Raw genomic sequence first — 22,815 nt, 5'->3', positions numbered from 1 at the left:
TACTCGACGCCGGCATTGAAGCGGAGGCGCGCGGGTGCGATCCTCCGGCGCCATGCGCGAAATCCTGATTGCCGACGACCACCCGCTGTATCGCGACGCCCTGCGGCGCGCGGTCGGCCAAGCCGTGCCCGACGCGCGCCTGTACGAATCCGACAGCGTGCCCGCGCTGTTCGTGCAGGTGGAGGCGCATCCCGACGCCGAGCTGCTGCTGCTCGACCTGCACATGCCCGGCGCGCGCGGCTTTTCCGCGCTCGCGCACCTGCGCGGCCAGCATCCGGGCCTGCCGGTGATCGTCGTGTCGGCGCACGAGGAGGTATCGGTGGCGCGGCGCGCGCTCGGCCACGGCGCGGCGGGCTACATCCCGAAATCGAGTTCGGCCGAGACGATCGTCGATGCGATCCGCCACGTGCTCGACGGCGAGGTGTGGCTGCCGCCGCAGTTCGCCAACAGCACGGCGGAGCTCAAAAGCGACGAGGCGCACGTCGCCGCGCGCATCGCCGAACTCACGCCGCAGCAGTTTCGCGTGCTCGCGATGATCGCCGAGGGCCTGCTCAACAAGCAGATCGCGTTCGAACTCGGCGTGTCGGAAGCGACCGTCAAGGCCCACATGACCGCGATCATGCGCAAGCTCGGCTGCAACAACCGCACGCAGGTGGCGCTCGCCGCGAGCCAGCTCGCGCTCGACCCGAACGCGTCGCTGCCGGGCATCGACAGCGAAGAATAGCCGCTACGGCGTCTCGAACCCGTTCGCGAAGATCCCGTCGACGGGCACCTCGAACGCGCCGATGTCGATGCCGCCGCCGGCCGCCCGCGGCACGGCGCCGCCCGGCGCGAGCGCCGCGCGCACCGGGTGGAACGCGGGCGGAAAGATCGGTCCGGGATAGACGAACGCGGGGTTGCTCGCGGGCGCTGCGTTGCCGGCGTTGACGAGCGGGCTGCCGGCCGCCGGGCGCAGATCGAATGTTGCCGCATTGACGAATCCGGCCGACGCGCCGGTCAGCGTGCCGCTCCATTCCGGCGTCGTCGGCACGAAGGTCGATCCGGTGCGTACCCAGTTGTTGCTGCCGTGGATCTGCCGGCCGTTCGTCCAGACGAGTTCGGGTTCGCTGCCGCTGTCGATCGCACGGATGATGCGCGCCGTGCCGCCGCTCGTCTCGATCACGTTGTTGTGCATCTCGACCGACTGCAGCTCGTCGAACAGGCGGAACACCGTGGCCGACACGCCCGGGCCGAGCAGAATGGTATTGTTCACAAAGCGCACACGACCCTTGCTGCGACCGCTGCCGTCGCCGCCGGCGCGGATCACGGCGCCGAACGCCGTGTTGGTGTGCACGATCACGTTGCCGACGACGTCGGAATCCTCGCGTACGAGATCGCGCGTCCAGTTCGGATTCTGGGTTTCCTCGTCGGGGCCGATCAGTTCGAGTTCGTGGTACGTCGCGCCCTGGAACCAGTTGTAGCTGATCTCGTTGCGCTCGTGCCGGCTCTTGAGGAGGTTGCCGCCGTTGCCGTCGTGCACATAGCAAAAACGCATGCGGAACACCGAACCGGGATGCGCCACCTCGTCGCTCTGCATGTACAGCGGGTGCAGGTTGGTACCCGAACCCGCGTCGTAGATCTCGCTGTACTCGAGCGTGAACGAGCCCGAGAGCAGGTCGGTGCCGAGGATGCCGTGCGCGGCGCAGCCGTGGATGACGCTGTCGCGCACCGTCACTTCGTGCGCGCCCTGCAGGATGCAGCGGCCCGTGCCGCCGGTCACGTCGAAGCCTTCGAATACGAGATGGTTCGACTGGCGGAACTCGACGGTGTTCGTGCCGCCGGAAATCACCGGGCGCTGGCCGCCGACGCGGATGCCGCGAATGACCACCGGATTGCCGGGACTGCCGCCGTCGGCGGCCGGCACGATCACGCCGCCGGCGTAGGTGACGCCGCCGTCGACTTCGACGATGTCGCCCCCTTCGAGATTGACCGCGGCGAACAGCGCGTTCAGCGACGTGTGCGGCCGCGTCGGGCCGACCTGGAACGTCGCGGCCGACGCGGGCAGCGCGGCGAGGAACAACGGAATCGAACACCAGCGCATACGGATTCTCCCTTCGAGGCGCGCAGCCTCCGCGTATCGAGGAACGCGTTCTGTGACCGCATTCCGAACACCGCACCGCCACGCGACGGTCGCGCGCATCGGTCGGGCGGACGGTCGGCGCTCGTGCGCGCACTTTTTGCGACGCGTTCGCGTGCGGCGCATGGCTTCGGGCACTTCAAAGCGCGCGCGTGACGATGCTAGGGTCGCGCCTCCACGGCGTACGGTGCCGTACGAACAAGAACAGGGGAATACGCAATGATCAGCAAATGGAATCTTCGCGCGCTGGCGGCAGCCGTCGTGCTGTCGGCCGGTTTTTCGAGCCAGGCCAGTGCCGAAGTCGCCGCCGGCGTCCTCGCGCGCGGCCAGACGCTCTCTGTCGGTATTCCGCGCGGCAAGGGCGATCCGGTCGTCTACGATGCGACCGGCGCAGAATTCACGACGACCACGGGATCGCCGCGCACGTTCATCGGCGGCGCCGCGAACATCGACGGCCCGGGCCCGCAGGTCGACGTGACGAGCATGGACCTGTTCATGGCGGCGACCGCCGCCGGCTCGTACACGAACATTCGCGCACGCGTCCAGTTCTGGGACACGTACGTCCAGGCGTCGAGCCCGGTGTTTTCGAACGCAGCCGGCACGGTCATCGAGGCCGACTTCGGTCCGCTCGAAGCCGTGGCCAACACGGTCTACACGCTCACGATCAACCTGCCGGCGCCGCTGCGGCTCAACAGTCTGAACGCCAAGGGCTTCACCGTCAGCTTCCAGGGCGATACCGGCGCGGGACTCGCGACGGCCGACGCCCTGACGACGGCGCTGTCGATCAACGGTGCGCAGAACGTCGGCACGAGCGCCGTGAACAGCGGCAACGGTTTCTACCGCAATGTCGGGAACCAGACCACCTTCAACTTCCAGTCGACCGACCTGCGCACGTTCACCGGCATCACCGACGCGCGCGCGTCGATCGTACTGCGCGGCAACGCGACGGTACCGGTCAGCCTGCAGGCGTTCGACGTGGAGTAAGCGACGCCGACGCGACACGGCGATGCGGTTTCGACGCCCGGCTTCGGCCGGGCGTCTTCGTTTCAGGCCTGCGCACGCGCGTGCTCGGCGCTCGTACGCGCGAGCGCCGACAGTAGCGCGCGCAGCGCGGCGGGCTTCACCGGCTTGTGCAGCAGCGCATAGCCGCGCAGCCGCGCGCGCTGCTTGAGTTCGGGGCTGTGGTCGGCCGTGATCAGCGCGGCCGGCGGCGACGGGGCGACGGAACTCTGCAGTTCGCCGAGCGCATCGAGGCCGTCCTGCGACGTGCCGAGGTGAAAGTCCGCAAGAATGAGGTCGGGCCGGCGCGCCAGCACCGCCGCGCTCGCCTCGGCGACCGTGCCGGCGAGATCGCAGGTGAGGCCCCAGCGCGTCAGCAGCGCCGACATGCCTTCGAGAATCGCCGGCTCGTTGTCCAGACACAGCACGTGCATCGGCGGCAGCGCGGCCGGGCTCGCGGTTTCGCGCACGGCGCCGCGCGGCTCGTGCGCGCGGCGCGCGACGATCGGCACGCGGACGGCGAAGCAGCTGCCGTGTCCCGGCACCGAACGCAGCGACAGGCGGTGACCGAGGATGCGCGCCATGCGTTCGCAGATCGCAAGGCCGAGGCCGAGACCCTGCTCGCCCCACGGCGACGCCTGGTCGAAGCGCTGGAACTCGTCGAAGATGCGCTTCTGCTGTTCCGGCGGAATGCCAGGACCCGTGTCCCACACCTCGAGCAGCGCGTCGTCGCCGCGCCGGCGCACGCCGACGACCACGCGCCCCTGGCGCGTGTAGCGCAGCGCGTTCGACACGAAGTTCTGCAGGATGCGCTGCAACAGGTGCGCGTCGCTGCGCACGACGAGGCGGCAGCCGTGCACCGTCAACCTGATGCCGCGGCGTTCGGCGACGACGGAAAACTGCTGCTTGATCGGCTCGACGACGTCGGCGTAGGCGACGTTCGCGATGTCGGGGCGGTATTTGCCTGCGTCGAGCCGCGAGGCTTCGAGCAGCGCGTCGAGCAGGGTTTCGGCGGCCTTGAAAGCGGTGTCGATGCGTTCGGCGAGCCGCGTGGATTCGGCGTCGAGATTCGGCTGGTGCGACAGCGCGGACGTGAACAGCCGCGCGGCGTTGAGCGGCTGCAGCAGATCGTGGCTCGCGGCGGCGAGAAAGCGCGTCTTCGACTGGTTCGCCGCCTCGGCCTCGAACTTCGCGCGCTCCTGCGCGACGAGCGCGGCGGACAGCTGCGCGGTGCGCTGGGCGACGCGCTGCTCGAGCGTTTCGTTCGCGACCATCAGCGCGCGCTCGGCGCGCTTGTAGTCGGTGACGTCGGTGAACGTCGTGACGAAGCCGCCGCCCGGCAGCGACTGCCCGCGCATCTCGATCACCGAACCGTCGGCGCGCACGCGCTGGTGCACGTGCGACGTGCCGACGCGCATGTGGTACAGGCGCTTGCGCACGTGATCCTCGACGCGCCCGGGTCCGCATTCGCCGCGTTCGGCGTTGTAGCGGATCAGGTCGGCGATCGAGCGGCCGACGTAGACCATGCCGTCGGGATAACCGAACATTTCCATATAGCGACGATTCCACGCGACCAGGCGCATGTCGGCGTCGACGACGCTGATGCCCTGCGAGATGTTTTCCATCGTCGTGGACAGAAGCTCGCGGTTGAAGCGCAGCTCCTGCGACGCCTCGTCGAGCAGCGCCACCGCTTCGCTGAAATCGAGGCCCGTGCCGCGCAGCGCCGTCGTCAGCATGCGCCGGGCCGACGCCGCGCCGATCGCGCCGGCCAGCACGCGTTCGGTGTATTGCAGCAGCGGCCGGTCGGCCGCGTGCGAATCCTGCAGCGGCTTGCCCGACGTGGTCGCGTACTCGTCGAACGCGCGCACGGCCGCGCGGTCGCCCAGGATGCGGCCGGCGATCGCGCGCAGATCGCCGACGCTGACGCGACCGCGCCATTCGCCGGCGCCGGCGGCGCCGCGCTCGCTCGTCAGATCCAGGAACGTCGCGGCGCGCAGGCGCTCTTCCATGCTCGGCCGGTAGCGCAGCGACAAGAGCACGCAGCACAGCACGTTGCCGAGGATCGACCAGAACGTGCCGTGCGTGACCGGGTGCCAGCCCGTCAGGTGAAACAGCGCCTGCGGTTTGAGCCAGGCGATGCCGAACGGGCCGTGCAGCAGCCAGCCGTCGTCGAGCCAGCCGGCCGTCGCCATGCTCGGCAAGAGCAGCGTGTAGATCCAGGTGACGAAACCGATCGCGAGGCCGGCGAGAATGCCGACGCGGCTCGCGCTGCGCCAGTACAGCGCGATGACGATCGCCGGCGCGAACTGCGCGACCGCGGCGAACGCGAGCAGGCCGATCGACGCGAGCGCCTGGCCTTGGGAAATCGCGCGGTAGTACGCGAACGCCAGCAGCGCGAGCAGCAGGATCGCGACGCGGCGCACGCCGAGCACGATCGCGGAAAGGTCATGGCGCTGTTCGAGCCGCAGCGAGCGCACGCGCAGGAGCGCCGGCATCACGAGATCGTTCGAGATCATCGTCGCGAGCGCGACCGACGCGACGATGACCATGCCGGTCGCGGCCGAAAAGCCGCCGATGTACGCGAGCACCGCGAGCCAGTTTTCGCCGCTCGCAAGCGGCAGCCACAACAGCCACGCGTCCGGCGACAGCGTCGTGCCGCCGGCGGCCTTGGTGCCGGCCGTGACGATCGGCGGCACCAGCGCGCAGATGATGAGGAGGTACGTCGGGAACATCCAGCGCGCGTGGCGCAGGTCGCGCACGTCCTCGCATTCGACGACGCCCACGTGGAACTGGCGCGGCAGGCAGAACATCGCGGTGAACGCGAGCATCGTCTGCGCGACGAAGCCCGGCGGCAGGCCGGAATCGGCGAGTTCTTCGACGAGCTTGCCCATGCCGGCGTCGGCGACGTCGGGCAGGCTCTGCGCGTACATCGCGACCGCGACGAACGCGACCAGCTTGACCACCGATTCGACCGCGATCGCCAGCATCATGCCGTGGTGATGCTCGGTCGCGTCGATGCGGCGCGTGCCGAACAGCGTCGCGAACAGCGCGAGCAGCAGCGCGACGTACAGCGCGGAGTCGTTCCAGATGTCGACGCGCTCGTGCGTCACGGCGCCGCGGCTCAGAACGTCGATCGACAGCGCGACGGCTTTGAACTGCAGCGCGATGTACGGCACCGCGGCCGTCACGGCGATGATCGTGACCAGCGCCGCCAGCGCATGCGATTTGCCGAAGCGCGAGCCGACGAAGTCGGCGATCGACGTGATGTTGTTCGCCTTCGCCACGCGCGTGAGCCGCTCGAGCATGCCCGTGCCGAACACGAACAGCAGCACGGGGCCGAGATAGATCGGCAGGTACGAGAGCATGTCCTGCGCCGCGCTGCCGACGGCGCCGTAGAACGTCCACGACGAGCAGTACACGGCCAGCGACAAGCTGTAGACGTGCGGGCGCAGCGACGAGCGCGACGGGTACAACGGGCGCGAGTCGCCGAAGTACGCCACCGCGAACAGCAGCGCGACGTAAGACAGCGACACCAGCAGCAACACCCAACCTGCGATCACGCATCGGCCTCCCGCGTCTTGCGTGCGCCATGCTACCGCACGCGGCCGGCTTGACGCGGCGCGTGCGGCGCCCCAAGCATGGCGGCATGTCCGAATCGCCGATCTTCAGATCCGCGCGCGCGCCGCAGCCGCTCGCCGCCGACGCCGTGCACCTGTGGCTGCTGCCGCTCGCCGGCACCGGCGGGCCGGCCGCGGCGCAGGCGGCGACCGCGCGCGCGAATGCGTTCCTGTGCGACACGCTCGGCCGTTACGTCGGTCGCGAGCTTGAACCCGGCGATTTCCTGCGCGGCGATCACGGCAAGCCGGCGCTGCGCGAACCTGGCCGGACGGGTTTCGAACGGCTGGAGTTCAACCTGACGCACTGCGCGGATGCGGCGATCCTCGCGATCGCCGACGGCGTTGCGGTCGGCGTCGACGTCGAGCCGGTCGGCGGGCGGGAGCGGCCGTACGTGGCGCTTGCGCGGCGCTATTTCTGCCCCGACGAGGCCGACTACGTCGCCGCGCAGCCGTCCGACACCGTGCAAAAGGCATTTGTCGACTTATGGACCGCGAAAGAGGCGGTGCTCAAGGCGACCGGCCGCGGCATCGCGTTCGGCCTGGACCGGCTGCGGTTCGCGATCAGCGCCGACGGCGTCGGCGCGCTCGCGGCGATCGACGCGCCCGCGGCGCCGGCCGACGCCTGGCAGGTGCGCGCATTGCGACCGCTACCGGCGCTCGTCGGTGCGGTCGCCTGGCGCGGCGCCGCGCGGCGGATCGAGGCGTTTCGCGTCGAATAAGTCGTCGCGGTGACACGAAACCTCGCGGAATTGCGAACTTTCGCGCAATCCGGACGAACGGGACGTTTCGCCAGTTGTCGCGGTGCGGCGGTCGGGCTAAGTTTCGGCTCCGAGACGAGGGGCGGACTTCCAACATGTGGAAGCTGGTACGCAATCTGCTGCTGGCCGGCGTGCTGTTCGCCGCCGGCGGCAAGCTCGCGTTGTGGGCGGCGGCGCAGCAGCAGGCGGCCGAGCTCGTGCAACGCGTTGCGCCCTGGGGCACGTTGACGTTTGCATCGGCGAGCGCCGATTTCGACGGCCTGCTGACGCTTTCCGGCGTACGCTTCGCACCGAAACCCGCGCTGGCGCTCGGCCAGATCGAGGCGCGCGAGGTCGAGCTGCGCGCGCGCGGCGCCTTCGCATTGCTGCTGCGCGCGGTCACGCGAGACACCGACGTACCCGACAAGCTCGGCGTACGCCTGATCGGCGCGAAGCTGCCGGCGTTCGAACTGTTCGGCACCGCGGGCTCCACCGCGTGGCTCGGTCGGGTTTCGATGGTGCCGTTCGAAACGCTCGGCTGCGGCGTCGTCACGCGGCTGTCCACGACCGACTATCAGGCGATGGGTCTCGCGCCCGCGTTGCCCGACATCGACCTCGACTACCGCTACGACGCCGCGGCGCGCACGCTGTCGTTCGGCGTCGGTGCATCGAATCCCGGCTTCGCCGCGGTGAAAGCGCATGCCGACGTGAACGGCTTCTCGCCGGCGGCGCTCACGCAGGCCGGCGCGCGCGACGCGCTGCGCGCCGCGCAGCTGACGATCGACTACCGCGACCTGGGCTATCTCGCGCGCCGCAACCGCTTCTGCGCGCAGCAGCTCGGGCTGACGCCGGAAGCGTTCGTCGACCAGCACGTCGCGGCGCTGCAGGAGTTTCTCAAAGCACGCCGCATCGTTCCGTCCGAAGCCGTCGTCGCACTGTATCGGCAACTGCTCGCCGGCAGCGGCAGCCTGCAGCTGCTGAGCCTTCCGAATGCGAGCGTCGCGCCGTCGCAGTACGCGTCGCTCGATCCGGAGGAAGTGCTGCGCTGGCTCAACCTGACGGCACGCCACAACAATTCGCCGCCCGTCCTGTTCAAACTGTACTTCCTCGCCGATCCGCAACCGGCCGAGGCGCTCGCCGGCATCGACGCCGCGCTCGTGCACGACCCGCTCGCCGAACCCGAACCGAAGCCCGCCGCCCCGGCCGGCAACGCAATCGTCCAGGCGCCGCCGCCGACCGTCGAGGCGGCGCCGGTCGCGGTCGCGCCAAAACCGGTCGCCGCGGCGCCGGAGCCGACCAGGCCGGTTGCCGCCACACCGGAGCCGCCCCGGCCCGTCGGCGCGCCGCCTCGCGCGAGCGCGCCGGTGTTCGCGCCGAAACCCGTTGCGCCTGCGCGCGCACCGGAACCCGTTGCTGCGGAGCCGCAGACGAGCACTGTCCCGACGCTGCGCGTGAATCCGCCGCCGGCCGACCCGCGCGTCGCCGGGCGCGCGTCCGGCCCCGCACCGCCGCCGGGGTCGACCGCCGCGCTCGTCTGGCAGGGACCCGGCGTCGACCGTCTCGAGCCGCCCGCCGAAAAGCCGGAGCCGCAGCGCACGTTCACGGTCGTCGCATTCGAGGGCCTCGCCGCGCATGTCGGCGCGCGCGTGCTGCTGATCACCTCGGGCGGCAAGGAAATCGAAGGCCGCATCGCCGGCGCCGACGCGAGCGGCGTTACGCTGACCGTGGCGCGTGACACCGGTCAGGCGCAATTTTTCGTCGAACGGGCGCGTATTCTCGAAATCCGGGTGCAACGGCAAAATCGCGGATGAATCCGCTGCGACGGTTGCGGCCCGACGGTCGTCCGGTATAACGCATGACAACCGGTCCGAAAGAAAACGCGACGGGCTTTGCCCGCGAAACCGACACCGTGACGCTGACGAGGGCGCGGCGTGGCGACATGCGGGCGCACGCGGCGATCTACACGACGTATTCGCGCGCCTGCTATACGCTGGCGATGCGCATCCTCGGCAACGCCGCCGCGGCGGAAGACGTCGTCCAGGACGTGTTTCTGAAAATGATGGACGCCATCAAGAGCTATCGCGGCGATGCGCCTTTCGGCGCGTGGCTCAAGCGCCTGACGGTGAATGCGGCGATCGACCAGTTGCGCGCGCAGCGATACGTCGACTCCGAAGATCCGGAAAGGCTGTTCGCGAACATTGCGGAAATGAGCGTGACGACGCCGGACGATTCGCACGACGCGATGGCGCTGTTGCAACGTCTGCCGCCACGAGCGCGTCTGGTATTGGTACTGCACGAACTCGAAGGGTATACGCACAAGGAACTGGCGGACCTGTTCGGGCAGACCGAAAGTTATTCGAAGTCTATTTTGTCGCGTTCCCTGCGCCGCCTGCACGACTGGCTGAGCGACCGCACCGACGCGATGGAGCTGGGCCAATGCGCGAGTCCGAAATGAGTCTGAAATCGCTGAACCTCGACGACCTGCCGGAGTTCGATCCGCCGGCCGACCTGTGGCCGCGCATCGCGGCGGCGTACGAAGGCCGCCGGCGCAGCCGGCGACGCGCGCTGTTCGGCACGGCGCTGGCCGCCGGCATCGCGCTCCTCGCGATCGCGGTGCCGCAGCTGCGCGGGCCGCAGCCGATCGACGATGCGCTCGCCGCGCTGCAGCGCCAGTCGCGGGCGCTCGAAGTCGAGCTCGCGGACCTGTCGGCCAACGGCGCGGCGCCGATCGAGAGCGAAGTGGAGCTGCGCGCGATCGAAACCGCACTGCAGGCCGCGTACGACCGCGGCGGCGCCGACGCCGAAATCGCGCCGCTGTGGCAGGCGCGCAATGATTTGTTGAGCAGCCTGATCGCCGTGCACACCGCCGGCGGCCGACTGACTCGGATTTGATGGAGAACCCCATGTTCAACTTCCGCCCTCTAGCCATGCTGATCGCCGCCACCTTGCCGGCAGCCGCGAATGCGCAGTCGCCCGAGGTCGAACAGCGCGTGCGCGAAGAAGTGCAGCTCGTGCTGGTACGCATGATCGAATCCGGCGCGTTCGCGGGTACCGCGAGCGACGAGATCGCGTTCACGCTCGACGAACCCGCGCAGCGCGTGACCAACCTCGGCCTGCTCGTCGACAGCGCGTCGGCCGAACGCGCGAAGGACGGCCTTCGCGTACTCGGCGTGACGCCGCGCAGCACCGCGCAACGCATGGGCGTGCGAGCCGGCGACGTCGTCACGGCGGTCAACGGCGTCCCGCTCGCGAACCTCGGCGCCGATGCGAACGGTCACGCGCTGGCCGCGCGTACGCTGCGCAGCTCGGTCGACGCGCTGCCCGACGGCACGAAGCTCGAGTTCGCACTCGTACGCGACGGCAAGCCGCTCGCCGTGAGCGCGCCGCTCGCGAGCGTGACGCTGCCGCCGATTCATCTGAAGGTCGGTCGCGACGAACTCGTCGCCGACACGGGCAGCGGTGCGTTGCGCCCGGCGCGTGCGCCGCGTGACGAGAACGCCGGCTCGACCGCCGACGGCTGCGGCTATCTCAACGTTTTCGACGTCGCGCCGCGCCAGGACAAGCTGTACGGCATGCGTCTGCTGTCCGTCGACGGCCGCCTGCCGGGACCGACCGGCGCGCACCAGTACAAGGTTCCCGCCGGCACGCACGAGCTCAACATCGCCGAGTTGATCGATCCGAAGCAGCTGTCGTTCAACAGCCGCCAGCGCGAGCGCCATGCGAACAAGACGCTGACCGTCACCGTCGCGCCGAACACGACGTACTACCTCGCCGCGAAGCTCAATCCCGACGCGCGCAGCGGTTGGACCGACGGCAGCTACTGGGAGCCGGTCGTGTGGCGCGAAACGCCGCAGGACTGCCGCTGACGAGTTGCGCGTCGAACCTGCCGTTCAGGTTCGTATGGAACTCGGCCGGGAGCGGGTGCTCTAAAACGTCGCTCCCTCCACAGGTGCACGCCACACGGAAGTGGCTCCTTTCTTCAACGCGGCGGGGCGCGGGCGTTATGCTTGCGGCCCGATGCGTATTCTTCCTCCCATCCTGATCGCCATGCTGGCGCTCGTTGCTGCGCGCTCGCCCGCGCAGGACGCACAAGGCGTCACTCCCGACGCCGTGAAGCCGGAGGGCGCGGCGACCGAATTCGTCGGACCGCCCGCACCGTTGCCCGACGCGGCGTTGCCGGCAACCGCTACGCCGGCCGTAGAGCCCGAGCCCGCTGCGGCGCAACCTGCCGCCGCACCTGCGGCCCCGCCGGTCGGCGCAGCGTCGACCGTTGAAAAATCCGAGGCTTTGTCGACGCAGACGCCTAAGCCCGCGTCGGTACCGACCGGTGAAGCGGAGTCGCCGCCGATCGGCATACTCGCCCGCGACGTGTTCGAGCGGGGCGTCGAAGCACGCGTGTGGCAATCGGTGATCGCGGCGAGCGTCGTCGGCTCCGACGTCACGATCGCGCGTTTTGGACATCTGCAGAATGCGGACGACCCGGCGCCGGACGATGCGACCCGTTTCCAGCTCGGCGGCGTTACCGCGGCGTACACCGGCATCCTGCTCGCCGATCTCGCCGCGACCGGCAAGGTACGGCTGTCGGATCCGGTTTCGGCTTTCCTGCCGGCCGGCGCCGGCTGCGCGGACGCGCGCGTCTGCGCGATTACGCTCGCCGAACTCGCCAGCGGTCGCTCCGGTCTGCCCGCGCTGCCGGCGAATCTGTTTCCGCGCGACCCGCGCGACGCGCTGCGCGACTACGACGAAGCTGAGCTGCTGGCGTTTCTCGCGACCTATCGACCGGCGCAATGGCCGGCCGGCAGCGGCGACTCGCTGCTCGCGGACGGCCTGCTCGGCTGGGCGCTCGGACGCGCGCACGGTGGCGGCTACGCGACCGCACTGCGCGAACGCGTGCTGGTACCGCTCGGGCTCGCGTCGACCGAAGGCGACGACACGTCGCTCGCGCCCGGCCATGCCGGCGGCGTCGCGGTCGGCCCGTTGCACTACGGCGCTCTCGCGGGCGCCGGCGGGCTGCGCTCGAACGCGCGCGACCAACTCGCCTTGCTCAAGGCCATGCTCCGACCCGACTCGACGCCGTTGCGCAACGCGTTGCTGCTCGCGCGTCAGCCGCACGACGACGACGCGGCACGCGGACTCGGCTGGCGCCTGTCGTTCGTCGACGCCGGCGGGCAAAGCTGGCCGATCGTCTGGCAGCGCGGCGAAAGCGGCGGCCATGCGAGCTTCATCGGCTTCCGTGCCGATCGCCAGCAAGGGCTGGTGCTGCTCGCCGGCAGCGCCGCGGATGTCAGCCGGTTCGGTCTCGCCATGCTCGCGGGGCAGGGCGTGCCAGCGGCGCCGTTCGCGGGGCCGGCGACCGCGACGGCCGCGCTCGCCGACTACACCGGCATGTACGCTTTCGAGCCGGGACGCGAAGTCGTTATCCGCTCGCGCGACGGGGCGCTGAGCGCGCAGGTCGCAGGACAACTCGCCGTGCCGCTGATCGCCGGCGGCGAAGACGCTTTTGCAACGGCCGACGCATCGATCCAGATCATGTTCGAACGCGGCGAAAAGCGTCGCGTCGATGCGCTGCGCTGGACCGAGCGCGGCATCAACGTGCCGGCACGGCGCTTGTCGGACCGCGCGCCGCAGGTCGAACGAACGGCCTATCCCGTCGACGCCACGCAGCTCGCCGCGCAATGCGGCGAGTACGCTGACGCGGGGCTCGTTGCGCGGCTTTCCTGTACGAATGGCAATGTGTACTTTCAGCTGACGGGCTCGGCCGCGCGCGCGATGATCGCGTACGCGCCGGACCGCTTCGCGACGGCGGACGGCGAAATCGAGTTGCGTGTCGCTCGCGATGCGAGTGGCAGTCCGAGCGCGCTCGTGCTGAATTTGCTCGGACGCGAACTGGCGCTGCCGCGCGTCGTCGCGACCGTGCCGAACGGCGCGGAGCCCGCCGGCAAACCGGTCGAGCGCGACGCGAAGTCGCATAAGAGCGACCGCTGACGGGGCGCTATACTGCCGCGATGACCCTGCTCAGCGTCAACCTCAACAAGATCGCCGTGCTGCGCAACTCGCGCGGCGAGCACGAGCCCGACATCGTCGTCGCGGCCGAAACCGTGATCGCGGCCGGCGCCGGTGGCGTCACCGTGCATCCGCGTCCCGATCAACGCCACGTGCGACCCGACGACGTGCGCCGCATCGCCGCGATGCTCGGCGGTCGCGTCGAGTTCAACATCGAAGGCAACGGCTTCGCCGCGCCGCGGGGGAGCTATCCCGGCCTCGTCGCGCTGGTGCGCGACGTGCGGCCGGCGCAGTGCACGCTCGTACCGGACGGCGACGGTCAGATCACGTCGGACCACGGTTTCGATCTCGCCGCCGACGCGGCGACGCTCAAGCCTCTGATCGCGCAACTCAAGGCGCTCGGCGCGCGCGTCAGTCTGTTCGTCGATGCGGGCACCGTCGATCTGGGCCGCGCCGCGGACGTCGGCGCCGATCGCGTGGAAATCTATACCGGTCCTTACGCGAAAGCGCACGCGGCGAACGACGTCGGCCGCGCGCTCGCGGACTGCGTGCGCACCGCCGAAAGCGCGCGCGATGCCGGGCTCGGCGTCAACGCGGGTCACGATCTGAACCAGCGCAACCTCTCCGACCTGCGGCGCGCGATTCCGTTTCTCGCGGAGGTGTCGATCGGTCACGCACTGATCGGCGAAGCGCTGTATGACGGACTGGCGCCGACCGTGCGCAACTATCTGCGGCTGCTCGCCGGCTGAATCAGCGCTTCGTCGACGCTGCGATGAAGTCTGCGATGCGCATCGGCGCGGTGACGCTGACCTCGGCGATGTGCGCGCGATGCGCGAGTGCCGTGATTTCGGCGACGCGCTCGTAGCGCAGATCGGGATCGGGCTGCAGCATCAGCCGCTTGTTCGGCCACAGGCCGAGTTCGATCAGACGCGCTTCGAGCGCCGCGTCGGACAGGCGTTCGCCGCGTTCCCAGGCGGTGCCGTCCGGTGCGATGCCGAGCTCGAGACGCTCCGGCGGTTCCATCCCCAAAGTGCAGAAAATCGCCTCCTGCTCCGCGAGCCGCAACGTGCGCGTCGGCGCACCGTTCGCCGCGAGGAACAGACAGGCCAGCACGAAGACGACGCCGATCATCGGAACCAGCGAGATCGTCGCGATCGGCTCGCGACGATCTCCGATGTACCTATTTTCCATTGTCTCTATTTATTCTCGTCGACATCGCCGAAAATTCAGTTCGGCCGCTGAATCGCGATGTTCGTCAGATGCGACTCCCGCGCCATGCTCAGAAGGTCGATCAGGGTCTGATGCGTCGTGTCGGCCGAGGGCCGCAGGGTCAGGGACACCGGCCCTTGCTTCCCCGCGTACGTGACCATTTCCGCGCGCACTTCGAGCGGGCTGAGGGCGATGCCGGCGACCGTCGTTACCTGGCCGTCGCCGGCGATCGCAAGATCGAGGATGACCGGTTCGGGCCCGACAGCGTTCCCCGCGAGCGGCAGCGAAATCTTCCCGGTCACGATCGGCGCGGTAATCATGAAGATCACGAGGAGCACCAAAAGCACGTCGACGAGCGGCGTGATGTTGATCTCGGCGAGGGTACGGTCAGGTAGACGCAGAACGCTGCTCGACATGGTCGCGGCTCCGGCTCACCCCTGAGTGGGCGGCTTCAGGTTAGCGCTAACGCATGGCGCTTGCCTACGGGGTGAACGGCGGCTTCGCGCGCGACCTTCGTCGGCATGCGTTCGTTGCGGCGGAGTTCGCGCGACACGCGCGGCGCCGCAGCAACGAGCGTTGCTCGCGCGTTTGCGCCACGTGGAACTCGCCGGAGAGCGGGCAACAAAAAAGCGCCCTGGTTTCCCAGGGCGCCTTCTCCGGCTCGCACCGGCAGGGTAGCGTTGGCGAGCTTGCGGTGTTGCTTTACGTCTTGCTTACTGGCGCGGCGCCGGCGTGGTCACGAAACCGATCTTGACCATGCCCTGGTTCTTGGCGTCCGCCATCACTTTCGCAACGATTTCGTAGCGCGTGGCCTTCTCCGCACGAATCTGCAGTTCCGGCTGCGGCGCACGCTGGGCGGTCACGGCGAGCTGGGCTTTGAGCTCCATATCGCTGATCGCGCTGTCGTTCCAGTAGAGCGAACCGTCTTCCTTGATCGCCAGATCGATCGGATCCGGCGGCGTCTCGGGGTTCTGGTTGATCGTGGCCTGCGGCAGATCGATGCGGATCTTGTGCTGCATCAGCGGCGCCGTGATCATGAAGATGATCAGCAGCACCAACATCACGTCGACGAGCGGCGTAACGTTGATTTCCGCCATCGGCGCACCCGCGCCACTACCACTGCTGAATGCCATGGCTTACTTCCTCGCGGCAGGAGCCGCCTGACCGGCGGTACGCGGGGCCGCCGGAGCGGCACCGGCCTCTACGCGCGAGCCGGTGGCGAAGAAGTCGTGCAGGTCGTGCGCGAATTCGTCGAAACGGGCCAGAATCACGCGGTTCGAGCGTACGAAGAAGTTGTACGCCAGCACCGCGGGAATCGCAACGAACAGACCGAACGCGGTCATGATCAGCGCTTCGCCGACCGGACCGGCCACGGCGCTCATCGAGGCGTCGCCGGTGGCGCCGATGCGAATGAGGGCGTGGTAGATGCCCCACACGGTACCGAGCAGACCGACGAACGGGCCGGTCGAACCGACCGTCGCGAGCACCGTCAGACCGCCTTCGAGGCGGCCGCTTTCACGGGCCACGGCCTGACGCAGCGCGCGGTCGATGAACTCGGAACGGTTCAGCGCTTCGACCAGGCGGCTGCCTTCGTGGCGCTGGTGGTGGGCAGCGGCCGACGCGCAGTCGAGAGCGATCTTCGAGAACGGCTCGGACTTGGGCTGTTCTTCCATGAAGCGGATCGCTTCCTGCGCCGACGGCGTTTCCCAGAACGTGCGCATGACGTTGTTCATGCGACCGCGGATCGCCGTGTTGCGGATCAGGTTCAGCACGATGAAGTAGATCGACAACACCGAGAAGATCAGCAGCGTCACGAAGACGATCCAGCCGACCGCGTCGAAGTTTTTGATCAGATGGTCAAAGCCCATCGCTTGCAGCGCTTGCGCGTTGCTGTTGCCGCCGATGCCGGGCGCAAGCGCATCGGCTGCCGGAGGAACGGACCCGGGGGTCGAGGTATCTTGGAACATGACGCTACCCTTCGTAATGAGATGGAACTAACGGAATTTACAGCTCGCTAAGGCTGAAGCGGAACGGAACCAGTGCCCAGCCTTCAACCGCAGCACCGTTTCTTTGACCCGGATTGAACACCCAGGTCTGCGCGGCTTCAATCGCCGCACGATCGAGTTCGCGGAATCCGGACGATTTCTCGACCTGGATGTCCTTCGGCTTGCCGTCGGCGCCGACCAGCACGCGCAGCACGACCTCGCCCTCATGGCGCTGACGCACCGCCTGCGGCGGGTAGCGCGGCGGACGCGCCTTGCGATAGCTGATGTTTTCGCTCGGCGCGATATCGGCCGGCGGCGGCGGCGGCGCCGGCGGAGCCGGCGGCGGCGCCGGCACCGCCATCGGCGAGGCTTCCTCGACGATGACCGGCGGCGGCGGCTCCGGCGGCGGAGTCGGCGGCGGCTTGACCTTTTCGATGATCTTCGGCGGCGGCTTCTTCGGCGGCTCCGGCGGCGGCGGCGGCGGTGGCGGCGGCGGCGGCGGCGGTTCGACGAATTCGACCGTCACGATGTTTTCTTTGACCTTTTCTTCCGCCTGCGGCGGTGCCGCTGGCGCCAGCATCAGCAGAAACGCAAATCCGTGCACGGCCATGGCGGCGGCCAGCGCGGTGGTGCGCCTCCAACTGTAGGTGTCGCGCTGGTCTTCTGTCGTCAACGTTTGCATGGAACCAAGGTTCGCTGATGGAAATCTATGGAGCTGGCTGGGAGCACCCGCCGGACCGTGAAACTCGGGCGGGGCGGCGCACCGTACAGGACGCGACCGCTTCGCTCAAGACCACTTGAACAGACCGCTATATTAACCCGGCCTGAAGTCCCGAAGGTACCGCGACAATATGCGAGGACTGCGGCTTCAGATTACTTTTTCTTCTGAGGAACGCCGCCGCCCTTGATCATCTTGAGCCAGGTCTCGGACATCTGGCGCGTTTCTTCGTATCCGCGAGCCTTTTCCATGGCAGCGATCGCCGCGGGTTTGTTGCCGAGTTCGTTCTCGGCGTTGCCCAGCAGCACATAGGCGGCGCCCTGCCGCTTGACGCCGCGCTGCAGCGCCTGCGTCAACGCGGTCTTCGCGTCGGCCCAGCGCTGCGCGTTGATCATCAGCTGGCCGCGCAGGAAGTCGGCTTCGCCGTCCTTCGCCAGCGGCGAGGCCTTGCCGTACGCGTCGATCGCCTTGGTTTCGTCTTCCGCCAGCGCGTAGGAGTCGCCGAGCAGCTTGTACATGTCGTAGGTCTGCGGCACGACGCCCTTGGCGAAGCCTTCCTCGAGCAGCGCGGCGCCTTCCTTCGGCTTCTCGGCCTGGCCGTACAGCTGGGCGAGCAGCTTGTAGTCGTCGGCCGTCGTGATGAGACCCTTGCTCTTCGCGTCGGTCATGAGCGCCAGCGCCTTGTCGGGCTTGTCGCCGTTGATGTAGACGGAGGCGAGCTGCTGGATCAGCTTCTTGTCGTTGGGGTTCTTCGCGAGCTGGGCCTCGACGATGCGACCGGCCTCGTCGTACTGGTTGAGCTCGAAGTAGCTCGCCATCAGGATCTGGTTCCAGCTGTCCTGCGGCTTGTCCGTCGCGGCGATCGCCTGCTTCATCGTGTCGACCGCTTCCTGGAACTTCTCGGTGCGGTAGTAGGCGTTGCCCTTGATCGCGATCGCTTCGGCTTTCTTGTCGCCGCTCTGCGTCATGTAGTCGTCGATCGTCTTGATCGAGTCGGCGTACTTCTCTTCCTGCAGCTGGAACTGCGCAAGAGTATACATTGCAGCAAATTGGTTGTTGTTCGGCAGCGCGTTGAGCTCGATCGACTGCTTGAGGTCGGCGATGGCGCCGGCGCCGTCTTCCTTTTCCCATTTCACGTTCGAACGCAGATACAGCGCGAACGCGTTCGAGTACGGCGTCGCCTTCTTGTCGCCGAGCACTTCCTCGAGCAGCGCGAGCGCCTTGTCCTGGTCGCCGTCGGCGATGAGGTCGTTGACCTTGTTGAGCTTCTTGCCGACCGCGTCCGGCATGTTCGTCTTCGGCTCGATGCGCGTCGCGTGCGGGTAGTTGTTCTCGGTCTTTTCGGTCTTGCTCGACTTGCTCTGTTCGCCGCGCGAACCCGGAACGCGATTGCCCTGAGCCGAGGCGACACCGGCCGCCAGCAGCGAAACTGCACCAAGACAAAGTACGAGCTTCTTGACGGTCAGACCTTGCATACCGGATGCCTCGCGTTGGGTTCGCACCAGCCTATGACACTCGTCACAGGCGAGAAGGGGGCCGCAGAGGTTAATCCCCGAACATGCAAACTACAAGCGCACTCCAGTGCGATTTTGTTAGCAGCGCGTTAAGGAAATAGCCACTTACAGCAGTTGGTTGCAACGAGTTGTAACACGATCCGTCGCCTCGCGACCAAGGTCTAAGACCTTGGCGCAAATTCTGCATCCAGCAGCCCCGCACGCGGGTTTGGTCACTTGGCTACTACTAAACAAAGTGCACTAAACCACTATGCGTTCCTCGCCGCGGCGTCCGGCCGCGAACGTTCGCTACACGTCGAGATTGCCGACCCGCAACGCGTTCGTCTCGATGAATTCGCGACGCGGTTCGACCACGTCGCCCATCAGTGTCGAAAAGATCTGATCCGCGGCGACCGCGTCTTCGATCCGCACCTGCAGCAGGCGTCGCGTTTCCGGATTGACCGTGGTTTCCCACAGCTGCTCCGGATTCATTTCGCCCAGACCCTTGAAGCGCTGGATCGTACGGCCGCGCTTCGCTTCGTCCATCAGCCATTCGCGCGCGCGCGCGAAGCTCTCGATCGCGCGTACGTTGTTGCCGCGCCGTATTTCGGCGCCCGGCTGGACGAGGTCGGCAAGCGAGCCCGCAATCTGCAGAATCGGCTTGAACTCCGGGCTCGCAATGAACGTTGCCGGCAGGATCTGCGTCGCGGTCAGGCCGTGCTGGCGCCGCTCGATGACGAGTGCCGCGGCGTGATCCGGCGTCGCCGGTTGCACGCGCACCAGGTATTGCGGCCGGCCGAGCCCCGCGTTGTTGAGGCGGCCGGAAAGACGCGCGAGCCAGGCGTCGAGCGCGGCTTCGTCCTGCCACAGCGTTTCTTCGAGCGGCGGCAATTCGAGCATCGCGTTGAGCACGCTGACGTCGCAGCGATGGCTCAGGCGGTCGATCTGGTCGAGCGCGGACTGGTACTCGGCGAGCAGCTTTTCGAGCGCGACGCCGGCGATCGGCGGCACGCCCTCGGCGTAGCGCAGCTCGGCATTTTCGACGGCGTTGGAAATCAGGTACTGATTGAGCGCCGAATCGTCCTTGAGATAGAACTCCTGCTTGCCCTGCTTGAGCTTGTACAGCGGCGGCAGGCCGATGTAGACGTAGCCGCGGTCGATCAGCTCCGGCATCTGGCGGTAGAAGAACGTCAGCAGCAGCGTGCGGATGTGCGAGCCGTCGACGTCCGCGTCGGTCATGATGATGATGCGGTGGTAGCGCAGCTTGTCCGGGTTGTACTCGTCCTTGCCGATGCCGCAGCCGAGCGCGGTGATCAGCGTGCCGACTTCGGCCGACGACAGCATCTTGTCGAATCGCGCGCGTTCGACGTTGAGGATCTTGCCCTTGAGCGGCAGGATCGCCTGCGTCTTGCGGTTGCGGCCCTGCTTGGCGGAACCGCCGGCCGAGTCACCCTCGACCAGAAACAGTTCGGACAGCGCCGGATCCTTTTCCTGGCAGTCGGCGAGCTTGCCCGGCAGACCCGCGATATCGAGGGCGCCTTTGCGGCGCGTCATCTCACGCGCCTTGCGCGCGGCTTCGCGCGCGCGCGCGGCATCGACGACCTTGCTTGCGATCGCGCGTGCTTCGGCCGGATTTTCGAGCAGGAATTCTTCGAGCTTCGCGTTGACGACCTGCTCGACGACGGTCTTCACCTCGGACGAGACGAGCTTTTCCTTCGTCTGCGACGAGAACTTCGGGTCGGGCACCTTGACCGACAGCACGGCGATCAGGCCTTCGCGCATGTCGTCGCCGGACAGCGCGACCTTCGTGCTCTTGGCCAGACCGGACGATTCGATGTAGTTCGTCAGCGTGCGCGTCAGCGCGCCACGGAAGCCGGTGAGATGCGTGCCGCCGTCGCGCTGCGGGATGTTGTTGGTGAAGCAGAACACCGTTTCCTGATACGCGTCGGTCCACTGCAGGGCAGCTTCGACGGTGATGTTGTCCTGCTGCGCGTTGAGCGTCACGACGTTCGGGTGCAACGGCGTCTTCAGTTGCGCCAGATGCTGCACGAACGAACGGATGCCGCCCTCGTACTGGAAGACGTCGTGCTTGTCGTTGCGCTCGTCGGTGATCTCGATCTTGACGCCGGAGTTCAGAAACGACAGCTCGCGCAGGCGCTTGGCCAGGATGTCGTAATGGAACTCGATATTGCTGAAGGTCTGGTCGCTGGGCTTGAAACGCACCGTCGTGCCGCGCCGGTTCGAGGCGGCGCCGCGCTTGAGCGGGTACTGCGGCTCGCCCATCGCGTATTCCTGATTGTGCTCGTAGCCGTCACGACAGATCGTGAGCCAGAGTTTTTCGGAAAGCGCGTTGACCACCGAAACGCCGACACCGTGCAGGCCGCCGGACACCTTGTACGAATTGGCGTCGAACTTGCCGCCGGCGTGCAGCACGGTCATGACGACTTCTGCCGTCGACCTGCCCTCTTCCGGATGGATGTCGACCGGGATGCCGCGGCCGTTATCGGAGACGCTGACCGAGCCGTCCTGGTGAATCGTCACCACGACGTGATCGCAGAAACCGGCCAGCGCTTCGTCGATCGCGTTGTCGACGACTTCGAAAACCATGTGATGCAGACCGGTGCCGTCATCGGTGTCGCCGATGTACATGCCCGGGCGCTTGCGCACCGCATCGAGACCCTTAAGGACTTTGATGTTACTGGAGTCGTACTGATCGCTCATTCGGGCTCACGTCGCGAAGTCGGGCCGCGCGAGATCGCTGCGGTCCTAGGGGGCAAAGAACGCGTAATTATAGCAGTGTCGCTACCTGCCCTTGTTCCACGTGGAACGTTCGGGCGGTGGCGCCGGGGTTAGCCAGCATCGTCGGGCGCTCAGTCCCGGTGATCAGCACCTGCGCCTCGACCGCGTCAAGCCAGGACAGAACCGCCGCCTGATGCTCGCGATCGAGTTCAGACGCCAGGTCATCCAGGCAGACCACCGGCCATTCACCGCGCAGCTGCGCGAACAGCGCTGCCTGGGAAAGCGCGCAAGCCAGCGCGCAGAGCTTTTCCTGGCCACGAGACAGATGCTCGCGTTGCGGGGCTCGCTCGAACGCGATCGACCAGTCGGCCCGGTGCGGCCCCGCCCCGGTGTGGCCGCGCGCCCGGTCGCGATCGACACGCTCGGCGAGCACGTCCTGCAACCGAGCACCCGCGAGCCAACCCGACCGGTACGAGACGTCGACCGCGCCGAGTTCCGGCAACAGATCCCCGAGCACTTGAGCGAGACCAATTTCCCAGAGTCCCACGTAATGCCGGCGCCAATCGTCAATCCGATCGGCGCACGCGACGAGTTCGGCGTCCCAAGGTGCCAGATCCCTCGCCGTCGTCCCGGAACGTAGTAGCGCATTGCGCTGTTTCAACGCGCGGCGGAACCGCCTCGACACTACGCCGAATTCTGGTTCCACGTGGAACACACCCCAATCCAGAAACCGACGGCGCCCTTCCCCCGGCCCTGCAATCAGATCGTGCGACCCGGGCTCGAAGCACACCACCGCGGCTTCGCGCAGTACCTCGATCATCCCTTCCGGTGTCCGACCATCGATGCGCGCCTCCCAACCGGACCGCGAACGCACCATGCCGACACGTCGTTCCGACCCGTCGGCATGCTGAACTCGACCGAAGATCGACATCGACTCCTGCCCGATCCGCGTCAACGTCTCGTGCCTGCCGCTGCGAAAGCTCCTGCCGTGCGACAGCAAATACGCCGCCTCCAGCAAGCTCGTCTTGCCCGCGCCATTCCCGCCCAGAAACAGATTGACCCGCGGCCCCAGCTCGATCTGTGCCGAGGCCACGTTTCGCAAGTTCTCGATTCGCAATTCAGCCAGCCGCATCGCCGTCTCGTCCGTGCCCGGAACCCATCATGCCGAAACAAAAAGGCCCGCGGTTTTCGGTCCGCGG

Annotated in this window: 19 protein-coding genes; 9 read left to right on the top strand and 10 right to left on the bottom strand. The window is 67.7% G+C overall.

Annotation, left to right across the window (positions count from 1 at the left end):
- Positions 1–52 precede the first annotated feature (52 nt).
- Positions 53–724 carry a response regulator transcription factor gene (locus tag OD750_RS17350; RefSeq protein ID WP_263541951.1) on the top strand — a complete coding sequence of 224 codons (672 nt, stop codon included), beginning with the start codon at positions 53–55 and terminating at the stop codon, positions 722–724.
- A gap of 3 nt (positions 725–727) precedes the next feature.
- Here OD750_RS17350 and OD750_RS17345 read toward each other — a convergent pair whose 3' ends face one another.
- Positions 728–2,080, bottom strand: a complete 1,353-nt coding sequence (locus OD750_RS17345) for a right-handed parallel beta-helix repeat-containing protein (protein ID WP_263541950.1) — start codon at positions 2,078–2,080, stop codon at positions 728–730.
- 255 nt (positions 2,081–2,335) lie between these two features.
- Between OD750_RS17345 and OD750_RS17340 the strand changes: the two genes are divergently transcribed.
- The gene (locus OD750_RS17340; protein ID WP_263541949.1) at positions 2,336–3,100 is read left to right on the top strand and encodes a hypothetical protein; all 765 of its coding nucleotides are present in this window, start codon (positions 2,336–2,338) and stop codon (positions 3,098–3,100) included.
- Between the two features lie 62 nt (positions 3,101–3,162).
- On the opposite strand, the gene OD750_RS17335 is transcribed toward OD750_RS17340, so the two are convergent.
- A complete protein-coding gene (locus OD750_RS17335) occupies positions 3,163–6,675 on the bottom strand; it encodes a hybrid sensor histidine kinase/response regulator (protein WP_263541948.1) in 3,513 nt (1,170 codons plus the stop codon).
- Between the two features lie 86 nt (positions 6,676–6,761).
- Between OD750_RS17335 and OD750_RS17330 the strand changes: the two genes are divergently transcribed.
- From OD750_RS17330 to OD750_RS17300, 7 genes are all read left to right on the top strand, one after another.
- A complete protein-coding gene (locus tag OD750_RS17330; RefSeq protein ID WP_263541947.1) occupies positions 6,762–7,451 on the top strand; it encodes a 4'-phosphopantetheinyl transferase family protein in 690 nt (229 codons plus the stop codon).
- A 134-nt stretch (positions 7,452–7,585) separates the two neighbouring features.
- Positions 7,586–9,280: a hypothetical protein gene (locus OD750_RS17325; RefSeq protein ID WP_263541946.1), complete on the top strand. Its 1,695-nt coding sequence runs from the start codon at positions 7,586–7,588 to the stop codon at positions 9,278–9,280.
- A gap of 44 nt (positions 9,281–9,324) precedes the next feature.
- A complete protein-coding gene (locus OD750_RS17320; RefSeq protein WP_263541945.1) occupies positions 9,325–9,924 on the top strand; it encodes an RNA polymerase sigma factor in 600 nt (199 codons plus the stop codon).
- Entirely contained in the window at positions 9,921–10,361 is a 441-nt protein-coding gene (locus tag OD750_RS17315) for a hypothetical protein (RefSeq protein ID WP_263541944.1), read from the top strand. The genes OD750_RS17320 and OD750_RS17315 overlap by 4 nt, the downstream gene beginning before the upstream one ends.
- Before the next feature lie 11 nt (positions 10,362–10,372).
- Positions 10,373–11,335, top strand: coding sequence for a PDZ domain-containing protein (locus OD750_RS17310; RefSeq protein ID WP_263541943.1), 963 nt, complete (start codon positions 10,373–10,375; stop codon positions 11,333–11,335).
- Positions 11,336–11,486: 151 nt separating this feature from the next.
- Entirely contained in the window at positions 11,487–13,454 is a 1,968-nt protein-coding gene (locus OD750_RS17305; protein ID WP_263541942.1) for a serine hydrolase domain-containing protein, read from the top strand.
- A gap of 20 nt (positions 13,455–13,474) precedes the next feature.
- Entirely contained in the window at positions 13,475–14,221 is a 747-nt protein-coding gene (locus OD750_RS17300; RefSeq protein WP_263541941.1) for a pyridoxine 5'-phosphate synthase, read from the top strand.
- A gap of 1 nt (position 14,222) precedes the next feature.
- Here the strand turns inward: OD750_RS17300 and OD750_RS17295 are convergent, their stop codons facing one another.
- The 8 genes from OD750_RS17295 to recF all read right to left on the bottom strand — a co-directional run bounded on the left by OD750_RS17295 (position 14,223) and on the right by recF (position 22,748).
- Complete coding sequence (locus OD750_RS17295; protein WP_263541940.1) at positions 14,223–14,663, bottom strand: ExbD/TolR family protein; 441 nt, start codon at positions 14,661–14,663, stop codon at positions 14,223–14,225.
- A gap of 35 nt (positions 14,664–14,698) precedes the next feature.
- Entirely contained in the window at positions 14,699–15,097 is a 399-nt protein-coding gene (locus tag OD750_RS17290; protein WP_263541939.1) for an ExbD/TolR family protein, read from the bottom strand.
- 297 nt (positions 15,098–15,394) lie between these two features.
- On the bottom strand, positions 15,395–15,814 hold the full coding sequence (locus tag OD750_RS17285) for an ExbD/TolR family protein (protein WP_263541938.1): 420 nt from the start codon (positions 15,812–15,814) through the stop codon (positions 15,395–15,397).
- 3 nt (positions 15,815–15,817) lie between these two features.
- Positions 15,818–16,648, bottom strand: a complete 831-nt coding sequence (locus OD750_RS17280; RefSeq protein WP_425508238.1) for a MotA/TolQ/ExbB proton channel family protein — start codon at positions 16,646–16,648, stop codon at positions 15,818–15,820.
- A 37-nt stretch (positions 16,649–16,685) separates the two neighbouring features.
- Positions 16,686–17,348, bottom strand: a complete 663-nt coding sequence (locus OD750_RS17275) for an energy transducer TonB (protein WP_263541937.1) — start codon at positions 17,346–17,348, stop codon at positions 16,686–16,688.
- Between the two features lie 191 nt (positions 17,349–17,539).
- Positions 17,540–18,859: a tetratricopeptide repeat protein gene (locus OD750_RS17270; RefSeq protein ID WP_263541936.1), complete on the bottom strand. Its 1,320-nt coding sequence runs from the start codon at positions 18,857–18,859 to the stop codon at positions 17,540–17,542.
- A gap of 327 nt (positions 18,860–19,186) precedes the next feature.
- Positions 19,187–21,598 (bottom strand): DNA topoisomerase (ATP-hydrolyzing) subunit B, encoded by a 2,412-nt coding sequence (gene gyrB / locus OD750_RS17265; RefSeq protein WP_263541935.1) that lies wholly within the window; start codon positions 21,596–21,598, stop codon positions 19,187–19,189.
- 67 nt (positions 21,599–21,665) lie between these two features.
- Positions 21,666–22,748, bottom strand: a complete 1,083-nt coding sequence (recF, locus tag OD750_RS17260) for a DNA replication/repair protein RecF (RefSeq protein WP_263541934.1) — start codon at positions 22,746–22,748, stop codon at positions 21,666–21,668.
- Between the last annotated feature and the right edge of the window lie 67 nt (positions 22,749–22,815).

This window comes from Tahibacter soli, assembly GCF_025717065.2.
GTDB classification, from domain to species: Bacteria; Pseudomonadota; Gammaproteobacteria; order Xanthomonadales; family Rhodanobacteraceae; genus Tahibacter; species Tahibacter soli.
The sequence above is the reverse complement of the archived record's forward strand: the minus strand, read 5'-3'. Positions and strand labels throughout refer to the sequence as shown.

Excerpts from the sequence above, each read along its gene's own strand:
- OD750_RS17350 (WP_263541951.1), top strand. The coding sequence starts at position 53 with ATGCGCGAAATCCTGATTGCCGACGACCACCCGCTGTATCGCGACGCC.
- OD750_RS17345 (WP_263541950.1), bottom strand. The coding sequence starts at position 2,080 with ATGCGCTGGTGTTCGATTCCGTTGTTCCTCGCCGCGCTGCCCGCGTCG.
- OD750_RS17340 (WP_263541949.1), top strand. The coding sequence starts at position 2,336 with ATGATCAGCAAATGGAATCTTCGCGCGCTGGCGGCAGCCGTCGTGCTG.
- OD750_RS17330 (WP_263541947.1), top strand. The coding sequence starts at position 6,762 with ATGTCCGAATCGCCGATCTTCAGATCCGCGCGCGCGCCGCAGCCGCTC.
- OD750_RS17325 (WP_263541946.1), top strand. The coding sequence starts at position 7,586 with ATGTGGAAGCTGGTACGCAATCTGCTGCTGGCCGGCGTGCTGTTCGCC.
- OD750_RS17320 (WP_263541945.1), top strand. The coding sequence starts at position 9,325 with ATGACAACCGGTCCGAAAGAAAACGCGACGGGCTTTGCCCGCGAAACC.
- OD750_RS17315 (WP_263541944.1), top strand. The coding sequence starts at position 9,921 with ATGAGTCTGAAATCGCTGAACCTCGACGACCTGCCGGAGTTCGATCCG.
- OD750_RS17310 (WP_263541943.1), top strand. The coding sequence starts at position 10,373 with ATGTTCAACTTCCGCCCTCTAGCCATGCTGATCGCCGCCACCTTGCCG.
- OD750_RS17305 (WP_263541942.1), top strand. The coding sequence starts at position 11,487 with ATGCGTATTCTTCCTCCCATCCTGATCGCCATGCTGGCGCTCGTTGCT.
- OD750_RS17300 (WP_263541941.1), top strand. The coding sequence starts at position 13,475 with ATGACCCTGCTCAGCGTCAACCTCAACAAGATCGCCGTGCTGCGCAAC.
- OD750_RS17295 (WP_263541940.1), bottom strand. The coding sequence starts at position 14,663 with ATGGAAAATAGGTACATCGGAGATCGTCGCGAGCCGATCGCGACGATC.
- OD750_RS17290 (WP_263541939.1), bottom strand. The coding sequence starts at position 15,097 with ATGTCGAGCAGCGTTCTGCGTCTACCTGACCGTACCCTCGCCGAGATC.
- OD750_RS17285 (WP_263541938.1), bottom strand. The coding sequence starts at position 15,814 with ATGGCATTCAGCAGTGGTAGTGGCGCGGGTGCGCCGATGGCGGAAATC.
- OD750_RS17280 (WP_425508238.1), bottom strand. The coding sequence starts at position 16,648 with ATGTTCCAAGATACCTCGACCCCCGGGTCCGTTCCTCCGGCAGCCGAT.
- OD750_RS17275 (WP_263541937.1), bottom strand. The coding sequence starts at position 17,348 with ATGCAAACGTTGACGACAGAAGACCAGCGCGACACCTACAGTTGGAGG.
- OD750_RS17270 (WP_263541936.1), bottom strand. The coding sequence starts at position 18,859 with ATGCAAGGTCTGACCGTCAAGAAGCTCGTACTTTGTCTTGGTGCAGTT.
- gyrB (WP_263541935.1), bottom strand. The coding sequence starts at position 21,598 with ATGAGCGATCAGTACGACTCCAGTAACATCAAAGTCCTTAAGGGTCTC.
- recF (WP_263541934.1), bottom strand. The coding sequence starts at position 22,748 with ATGCGGCTGGCTGAATTGCGAATCGAGAACTTGCGAAACGTGGCCTCG.